The organism is Acidiphilium sp. JA12-A1 (assembly GCF_000724705.2).
GTDB lineage: Bacteria > Pseudomonadota > Alphaproteobacteria > Acetobacterales > Acetobacteraceae > Acidiphilium > Acidiphilium multivorum.
This window is the reverse complement of record NZ_JFHO01000043.1, coordinates 1-8,495: the sequence shown is the minus strand read 5'-3', so window position 1 is coordinate 8,495 and position 8,495 is coordinate 1. Positions and strand designations below refer to the sequence as shown.

Sequence of the window (8,495 nt, the reverse complement as noted above, 5' to 3'; positions counted from 1 at the left end):
GACGCCGAGGCGGCGATCGGCCGGCTCGAGGCGGAGAAGCGGACGCTGATGGCGAAGCTGGCCGATGCCGGTTTCTATGCGCGGGCGAAGCCGGAGGAGATTTCGGCGATCAATATCCGCCTCGCCGCCATCGCCGGCGAGATCGAGGTCAAGGAGGCGGCCTGGCTGGAGGCCGAGGCGGCGCTGGAGGCGGCGGCGGGCTGACCGCCGCGGCTCATTCCGCGGCGAGGGCGGCCGGCGCGGGCGGATAGCGGCGCAGGATGTAGAGCATCACCGCCATCGCCGGCAGCGCCGAGATCACGGTGAATTCGTAGAAGGGCAGCCAGCCCATCGCATGGGCGAGGACGCCGGAGAAGCCGCCGATCGTGCGCAGGGCGAGGGCTGCGACCGAGGAGAGCAGGGCGTATTGCGTCGCGGTGTAGGCCTTGGTGCAGAGGCCGGAGAGATAGGTGATGAAGGCGGCATCGGCGATGCCTTCGGCGAAGCTCTCGGCGACGCTGGTCGCCAGCAGGATGTGCGGCAGATGCGGGTAGAGGCCGAGCAGCGGGTACAGAATCAGCGTGAGGGTCTGGAAGGCGCCGGCGGTGAGCAGGGCGCGGCCGACGCCGAGCCGGGCCACGGCGACGCCGCCGAGCGCCGTGCCGGCGAGGACGGCCACCAGCGAGGGCGGGCCGTTGGCGATGGCGATGGTCGCGCGGTCGAAGCCGAGATGGGTGTAGTAGGGCGCGAGCATCACCCCGGCCAGCGCCTCGCCGAGGCGGAACAGGATGACGAAGGCGAGGATGATCCAGGCGCCCTCGCGGCTGAGGAAATCGGCGAGCGGGGCGATGACCGCCTCGCGGAAGCGGGCGCCGATCGAGACCGGCCCGCGCGCCGGCGGCGGGGCGGGTTCGGCGCAGGCCAGCGTTGCGGCGGCGCCGACGAGCTGGAGCGGCACCATCGCGAGGATCGCGACATGCCAGCCGGTGACGGTGGACAGGGCGATGACGCCGGAGCCGGAGATCAGCATCGCCGCGCGGTAGCCCCAGACATAGCCGGCGGTGGCGGCGCCCTGCAGGTGCTGGGGGAAGAACTCGATCCGCCAGGTGTCGATCATGATGTCCTGGCTGGCCGAGAGGAAGGCGACGAGGCCGCCGGCCAGCAGGGTGGCGGCCAGGGCGTGCGCCGGGCGGGTGAGGGCGAGGGCGAGGACGGCGGCGGCGAGGCAGAGCTGGATCGGCAGCAGCCAGCCGCGCCTGCGGCCGAGCGCGCGGAAGGGGCGCGGCGGGCGGAACTGGTCGAGCGCCGGCGCCCAGAGGAACTTGAGCGAATAGGCGATGCCGAGATTGGCGGTGAAGCCGATCGCCTCCAGCGGCAGGTTGGCGCGGGCGAGCCAGAGCCGCAGCGTGAAGCCGGACAGGGCGAGCGGCAGGCCGGAGGAAAAGCCGAGCAGGCCGATCAGGGCGATGGCGCGAATCCGGTTCATGACGCCAATTGCCAGCGCTGCACCGGCTGCCGTCAAGCCGGGGGCGGGAATTCGTGACAACGGTTTAATCGTGCGGTGACGCGGGCATGGTTGCCCCGCGCCGTGCCGGACCCAAAGTTGCACGCCGGGACCGCTGTCGCGCGCCTGCGCGGCGGCGCGGTGCCGCAGGGGCGGCATTTCGAGGAAGGAGACCATCATGAAGACCGTTCTGCTGACTGGTTTTGCGCTGGCCCTGACGGGGGGCATGGCGCTCGCGCAGGCGCCGGCCCCGACCCGCATGGGCGGATCCGTGCCCTATGACGCCTCGGCCGGGACCTATCTCGGCATCGCCGGGCAGGCGGTCGCGGCGCATCAGGCGACGCGGGCGCGGGTCGCGCTCGGCCGGGCGGAGACGGACCTGCTGACCAACTCCTATGTGCAGGGCAGCGTGAACGGAGCGATCCGCACACCGGCGATCGATGCGGTGCGGCGGGCCCGCAGCGCCGTCGAGAGCGGCGACTACGAGCAGGCGCGCATGCTGATCCATCGGGCGATGACGATGATCGACCACCCGGCCGGCGCCGGCATGCCGATGCCCGCGCCGGGCGGCGGTTCGGCGATGCCCGCGCCAGGCGGCGGTTCGGCGATGCCGGCGCCGGGCGGCAGCGGAATGCCCGCGCATGGCGGCGAGCCGATGATGCCGGCGCCGGCACCCTCGGCACGATAGGCGCCGGGGCCGCGCTGGCCGGGCAGGGGGACGGCTTCGGCCGTCCCTTTTTCATCTCTTCATATCCCGTCTGCGTCACGAAGCTCGCTTTTGCACTGCAAAACGTGTAGAGGAGCCGCGTTGAACCCCGAAAGACCCGAATCATGACCGAGACCAAGCTGCGCAACGTGGCGATCATCGCCCATGTCGACCATGGCAAGACCACGCTCGTGGACAATCTTCTCAAGCAGTCCGGCTCGTTCGGCGCGCATCAGCAGGTGGCCGAGCGCGCGCTCGACCGCAACGACCTCGAGCGCGAGCGCGGCATCACCATCCTCGCCAAGTGCACCGCCGTGCAGTGGGGCGACGTGCGGATCAATATCGTCGACACGCCGGGCCATGCCGATTTCGGCGGCGAGGTCGAGCGCATCCTGAACATGGTGGACGGCGTGGTCGTCCTCGTCGATGCCGCCGAGGGCGTGCTGCCGCAGACCAAGTTCGTCGTCGGCAAGGCGCTGGCGCGCGGGCTGAAGCCGATCGTCGTCGTCAACAAGATCGACCGCCCGGATGCCCGCGCCGACGAGGTGCACAACGAGGTGTTCGACCTGTTCGCCGCCCTCGGCGCCAATGACGAGCAGCTCGATTTCCCGATGCTCTATGCCTCCGGCCGCCAGGGCTGGGCGACGCCGACGCTGGACGGGCCGCGCGAGAACCTCTCGCCGCTGTTCGACCTGATCGTGAGCCATGTGCCCGAGCCCGGCCTCGACGCCGACGCGCCGTTCGCCATGGTCGCGACCATCCTGGAGAGCGACAACTTCCTCGGCCGCGTGCTGACCGGCCGCGTCGAGCAGGGGCGGGCGACCGTGAACATGCCGGTGCGCGTCATCAGCTTCGACGGGCGCGCGGTGGAGACCGGGCGGCTGACCAAGCTGCTCGCCTTCCGCGGCCTGGAGCGCGTGCCGGTGGACGAGGTTTCGGCCGGGGACATCATCGCGGTGGCCGGCCTCAAGGAGGCGACCGTGCCGGATACGATCGGTGCCATGGAGATCGGCGCCGCGCTGCCGGCGATCCCGATCGACCCGCCGACGCTGTCGATGACCTTCCGCATCAATGACGGCCCGCTCGCGGGGCGCGAGGGCAAGAAGGTGACGTCGCGGCAGATCCGCGACCGGCTGTTCCGCGAGGCGGAGGGCAATGTCGCGATCCGCGTGACCGACTCCACCGAGACCGAGGCGTTCGAGGTGGCCGGGCGCGGCGAGTTGCAGCTCGGCGTGCTGATCGAGACGATGCGCCGCGAGGGCTTCGAGCTGACGATCGGCCGGCCGCGCGTGCTGACCCGTGACAACCCGGAGACGGGCGCGCGCGAGGAGCCGATGGAAGAGGTGCTGATCGACGTGGACGAGCCGTATTCCGGCGTCGTCGTCGAGAAGATGAGCCGGCGCAAGGGCGAGTTGCAGGATATCCGCCCCTCGGGCGGCGACAAGCAGCGGCTGACCTTCCACATCCCGAGCCGCGGGCTGATCGGCTATCACGGCGAGTTCCTGACGGATACGCGCGGCTCCGGCGTGATGAACCGGCATTTCATCGGCTACGGCCCGTGGAAGGGGACGATAGAGGGGCGGCGCAACGGCGCGCTGATCGCCAATGCCGATGGCGAGAGCGTGCAATACGCGCTGTTCTACCTGCAGGAACGCGGCACGCTGTTCATCGGCGGCGGCGAGAAGGTTTACGAGGGCATGATCATCGGCGAGCACAGCCGGGAGAACGACCTCGACGTGAACCCGATCAAGGAGAAGAAGCTCACCAATATCCGCGCCGCGGGCAAGGACGACGCGCTGCTGCTGACGCCGCCGCGCCGGATGAGCCTGGAGCAGGCGATCGCCTATATCGAGGATGACGAGCTGGTGGAGGTGACGCCGGGCGCGGTGCGGCTGCGCAAGCGGCATCTCGATCCGCACGCGCGCAAGAAGGCCGAGCGGGCGTCCGACGCCGCCTGATCCGGCGGCGGTAGCCTTCAGAACGGGGTGAGGCCGGCCGGCGCGACAACGCCGGCCGGTTTTTTTTCAGTCCCAGTCCGGCGCGAAGGCCGGATCGACGAAGCGCTGGTTTTTCGGCAGGGCGGCGAGGGCGGCGCGGTCCTCGCCATCGAGGGTGATGGCGAGGGCGGCGAGGTTGGCGCGCTGGGTTTCCTCGCGCGCGGCCTTGGGGATTGCCGCGACACCGTCCTGGTCGAGCAGGTATTTGAGGGCGACCTGCGCCGGCGTCGCGCCATGTTTCGCGGCCACCTCCGCGAGCGCCGGATGGTCGCCGAGCCGGCCCTGGGCGAGCGGGCAATAGGCGGTGACGGTGATGCCGTGGGCCCGCGCGTAGTCGAGCACCGCGTCCTGCCCGAGCAGGACGTGATATTCCACCTGGTTGCAGGCGATCTCGGCGCCGATCGCCTCCACCGCCTGGCGCATCAGCGCGACGGTGAAGTTCGACACGCCGATATGCCGTACCAGGCCTTCATGTTTGAGATGCGCCATGGTGGCGAGGACCGCGGCGAGATTCATCGAGGGCGAGGGCCAGTGGATCAGGAAGAGGTTCACATGGTCGGTGCGCAGCTTGGCGAGGCTGGCCTCGATGGCGCGGCGCACGCCGTCCGGCGTGAGGTTTTCGTACCAGACCTTGGTGGTGAGGAAGATCTCGTCGCGCGGGATGCCGCTTTCGGCGAGGGCGGCGCCGACGGCCTCCTCGTTGCCGTACATCTCGGCGGTGTCGATATGGCGATAACCGAGCGCTAGCGCGCGGGTGACGGCGGCGGTGCAGTCGCGCCCGCTCATCCGCCAGGTGCCGAGACCGAGCTTGGGCATGGCGAGCGCGCCGCCGGTGATGGGCATGCTGGTCATGTCAGTCCTTTCGCGAGAAATCGATCAGGGCAAGAAAGCCGGACTCCGTGCCGAAGGCGAGATGGGCGCCGTTCGGACTCCAGCCGAGGGCGGAGACCGCGCCGCGTCCGGCGGCGGCGACGGGCAGGATGCGTTCGCGTGCGATGTCGGCCACGACGACCGAGCCGTCGGCGAAACCGGCGGCGACGACCTCGTGCTGCGGATGGCAGGCGACGCGGCGGACCACCGTTTCGCCGGCGGCGAGTTCGAGCGGCGCCTTGCCCATCGGCCCGCCGCCGAAGAACGGCCAGATCACGATGGCCTCGGCGCCGGCGGTGGCGAGCCATTTGCCCGAGCGGGTGAAGTCGAGCGATTCGGGCTTTGTCGGGTAGCCGCTCATCCGCATGTGCTGGCCGTCGGGCAGTTTCCAGCCATGCAGCTCGTTTTCCTGCATGGTGGTGACCATCGCCTCGATATCGGGATGCAGGGCGATGGCGAGATGGCTGCCCTTCCATTCGAAGACCTGCGGCTTCGCGTTCTCGGAGCGCACGAACCAGAGCGAGGCGCCGTTGTAATGCGCGGCGGCGAGGCGGCGGTGCTTCGGATCGAGCGCCATGCCGGCGACGGTCGAGGGATGCGCGAGGGTGCGGAGTGTGGCGCCGGCGGCATCGAGCAGGTGGATCGTCTTGCCGACCGCGGCCGCCCGCAGCGGCGCCTTGCGGTCCGGCACGGTGAGAACGTGCTCGACCCATTTCATGCCGAAGCTGGCGAGTTCGGTGCTTTCGCCCGTTGCGGAATCGAGGCGTTTCAGCGCGCCGTCATCGCCGCCGGAGCAGAAGCCGCTTTGGTCGATATCCGGCGCGAGGGCGAGCACCGCGCCGTCGTGGCAGGCGTGTTCGGCGAAGGCGCCGCCGGCGAGGCCGCGCAGCACGATCCGCCCGTCACCGAGTCCGGCGGCGAGGGTGCCGCCGGCGCGGTCGAAGGCGAGGGCGGTGACGAACTCGGCGCAATCGTGCGAGACGCCGCGCACACGGAGCATCTCGTCCGCGTCGGTGACCATGCCGCTCATTCGGCGATGCAGCTTTCGAAGCCGCGGCGCAGCATCGGCCGGTTGAGATCGCGGCCGATGAAGACGATGCGGCTTTCGCGTTCCTCGCCATCCTTCCACGGGCGGATGAAATCGCCATCCGCCATCATGTGCACGGCCTGGAAGGCGAAGCGGCGATCCTCGCCGGCGAAGGCGAGGATGCCCTTGGTGCGCAGGATGTCCTGGCCCTGGGTGGCGAGGATGCCGCCGATCCAGGCGTTGAACAGCTCGGGGTCGAGCGGCTTCTTCACCGAGAGGCTGATGCTGCTCATGTGCTCGTCATGGGTGTGGGAATCCTCCTCGAGGAAATCCGGCACGGATTGCAGCACGCGGTCGAGGCTGAAGGCGTTGATGCCGAGCAGGCGGTCGGCCGGCACGTCGGCGCGGGTCGTGTGGTGGATCTGGGCGAAGCGGTTGATCGTGCGGATCCGCGCCTCGACATCGGCGAGTTCCTCCGGGGTGACGAGGTCGAGCTTGTTGAGCACGATGACGTCGGCGAAGGCGATCTGGTCCTCGGCTTCCGGCGCGTCGGCGAGGCGGGCGGGCAGGTTCTTCGCGTCGACCACCGTGACGATCGCGTCGAGCCTCGTTTTCGCCTTCACGTCCTCGTCGACGAAGAAGGTCTGCGCGACGGGGGCGGGGTTGGCGAGGCCGGTGGTCTCGACGATGATGCCGTCGAAGCGGTTGCGGCGCTTCATCAGCCCGCCGATGATGCGGATCAGATCGCCGCGCACGGTGCAGCAGATGCAGCCGTTGTTCATCTCGAAGACTTCCTCGTCGGTATCGACGACGAGGTCGTTGTCGACGCCGCGCTCGCCGAACTCGTTGATCACGACGGCGTATTTGCGGCCGTGATCCTCGGTGAGGATGCGGTTGAGCAGGGTGGTCTTGCCGGCACCGAGAAAGCCGGTGAGGACGGTGACGGGAACGAGATCGCTCATGCGGGAGATCCTGTCGTGGTGGGGCGTATCGTTGCTTCGGGATATAGGCAGGCGGGCTCGGGCGGACCAGAGCGCGGCAGGGCGAGGCCGAGGCCGAGCATGACGAAGAGCCAGCCCGCCATCGGCAGCACGGCGAAATTGTCGGTCGAGGCGAGCGGCCAGGCATAGGTCAGCACGCCGATGAAGGCGCCGAGCGCCATCGGCCGGCGCATGATTCCGCGGCCGAGTGCCAGCAGCCAGGCCGCGTTCATCGCGGCGAACAGCACGAGGCCGACCAGCCCGCCATCGAGGGCGGCCTGGAGATAGAAATTGTGCGGATGGATGTTGCAGGCGCCGCGCTTCAGGCTGGTCGGGCCGATGCCGAGCGCGGGGAGGCCGCGATCGAACCGCGGCTCGGGGCAGAAATCGCGGAAGCCGTTGAAGCCGTAGCCGCGCAAGGGGGCGTGCTCGATCATCACCGTTGCCCGCGTGTAGAGTTCGCCATAGGGGCTTTTCGCGAAATGGCTGACCTGGCGGCCGGTCTCCAGCACCAGCTTGTCGAAACTGGGCGGCGAGACCAGTTTCAGCGCCGGGATCGCGAGCACGATCAGCACGCCGAGGCCGATCGCCGGCAGGCGGATCGGCCGGAAGGCGAGGGCGGTGACGGCGAGGCCCAGCAGCGCCAGCGCGAAGGGCATGCGCTGGCCGATCACCAGCGTTGTCGCGAAGCCGAGCCCGCCGACGGCGGCGGCCGCGAGTTTCGGCGCGGTGCCCCGCCGCGCGATCAGCGCCGCGATGACGGGCAGGGCGGTGAGAAACAGCAGGTGGCTGAACGGCGGGCCGGCGCGCGGCGCCCAGAACGGGCCGGTGAGCGCGCCGTCGCCCCAGCGGTGGTCGCCGAAGATGTTCACGCCGAAAATCTCCTGCTGCCAGCTTTGCAGCAGGATCCAGGCTTCGCAGGCGGCAAGGGCGAGCCAGAACCGGGTGCGCGCGGCCGGTGTATCGAGCACCCAGTGGCCGAGGGCGGCGGCGAGCACCAGCAGGCGGATCAGCACCAGCGCCTGGGTGAAGGATTTCCAGCCGCCCGGCCCGAGGCCGAGGGCGGGGATCGGCGTCGAGCAGATCATCACCGCGATCCACCAGAGGCAGCCGAACACGAACCAGGGCTGCCGCGCCCAGCGCCAGTCGCCGGTGCGGGCGGCGTGGACGAGGAACAGGATATCGACCGCGCCCATCGCCAATTCGGCGCCGGCGCGGGCGTAAAGCAAGCCAAACGGCAGGATCAGGGCGGCGATGAGGGCGGCGCGTTGCATGGTCATGCCCCGCTCATACCGGCGTTTCGGCGTCGCGCAACCGCTGCAGGCGGGCGGCGATGACGGGCGTGTCGAACAGTTGCGCGCGGGCGCGGCCGGCGGCGGCGAGGCGGTCGCGGGCCGCGTCGTCGTCCGCCAGACGCAGGAAGGCGGCTTCC

The 8,495-nt window shown here is 69.9% G+C and carries 7 protein-coding genes and 1 pseudogene; 3 read left to right on the top strand and 5 right to left on the bottom strand.

All coding sequences use genetic code 11. The features are described 5' to 3' along the window. Positions 1 to 204 (top strand): annotated as a pseudogene (locus tag RT91_RS08195) (ABC transporter ATP-binding protein); the annotation flags it as partial. 10 nt (positions 205 to 214) lie between these two features. Here the strand turns inward: RT91_RS08195 and RT91_RS08190 are convergent. Continuing rightward, entirely contained in the window at positions 215 to 1,465 is a 1,251-nt protein-coding gene (locus RT91_RS08190; protein ID WP_035186692.1) for an AmpG family muropeptide MFS transporter, read from the bottom strand. Positions 1,466 to 1,661: 196 nt separating this feature from the next. Here RT91_RS08190 and RT91_RS08185 point away from each other — a divergent pair, with 196 nt between their 5' ends. Then, the gene (locus tag RT91_RS08185; RefSeq protein ID WP_011942149.1) at positions 1,662 to 2,171 is read left to right on the top strand and encodes a hypothetical protein; all 510 of its coding nucleotides are present in this window, start codon (positions 1,662 to 1,664) and stop codon (positions 2,169 to 2,171) included. 143 nt (positions 2,172 to 2,314) lie between these two features. Next, entirely contained in the window at positions 2,315 to 4,147 is a 1,833-nt protein-coding gene (gene typA, locus RT91_RS08180) for a translational GTPase TypA (RefSeq protein ID WP_007422590.1), read from the top strand. A gap of 66 nt (positions 4,148 to 4,213) precedes the next feature. Here typA and RT91_RS08175 read toward each other — a convergent pair whose 3' ends face one another. Genes RT91_RS08175 through RT91_RS08160 form a run of 4 tightly spaced genes read right to left on the bottom strand, consistent with a single transcriptional unit; the run spans position 4,214 to position 8,343 of the window. Beyond that, positions 4,214 to 5,038, bottom strand: a complete 825-nt coding sequence (locus tag RT91_RS08175) for an aldo/keto reductase (RefSeq protein WP_035186689.1) — start codon at positions 5,036 to 5,038, stop codon at positions 4,214 to 4,216. Between the two features lies 1 nt (position 5,039). Beyond that, positions 5,040 to 6,086 (bottom strand): WD40 repeat domain-containing protein, encoded by a 1,047-nt coding sequence (locus tag RT91_RS08170; protein ID WP_035186686.1) that lies wholly within the window; start codon positions 6,084 to 6,086, stop codon positions 5,040 to 5,042. Continuing rightward, positions 6,083 to 7,045, bottom strand: a complete 963-nt coding sequence (locus RT91_RS08165) for a GTP-binding protein (RefSeq protein ID WP_007422593.1) — start codon at positions 7,043 to 7,045, stop codon at positions 6,083 to 6,085. Before RT91_RS08165 ends, RT91_RS08170 begins: the two co-directional genes overlap by 4 nt. Next, positions 7,042 to 8,343: an O-antigen ligase gene (locus RT91_RS08160; RefSeq protein WP_035186684.1), complete on the bottom strand. Its 1,302-nt coding sequence runs from the start codon at positions 8,341 to 8,343 to the stop codon at positions 7,042 to 7,044. Before RT91_RS08160 ends, RT91_RS08165 begins: the two co-directional genes overlap by 4 nt. Between the last annotated feature and the right edge of the window lie 152 nt (positions 8,344 to 8,495).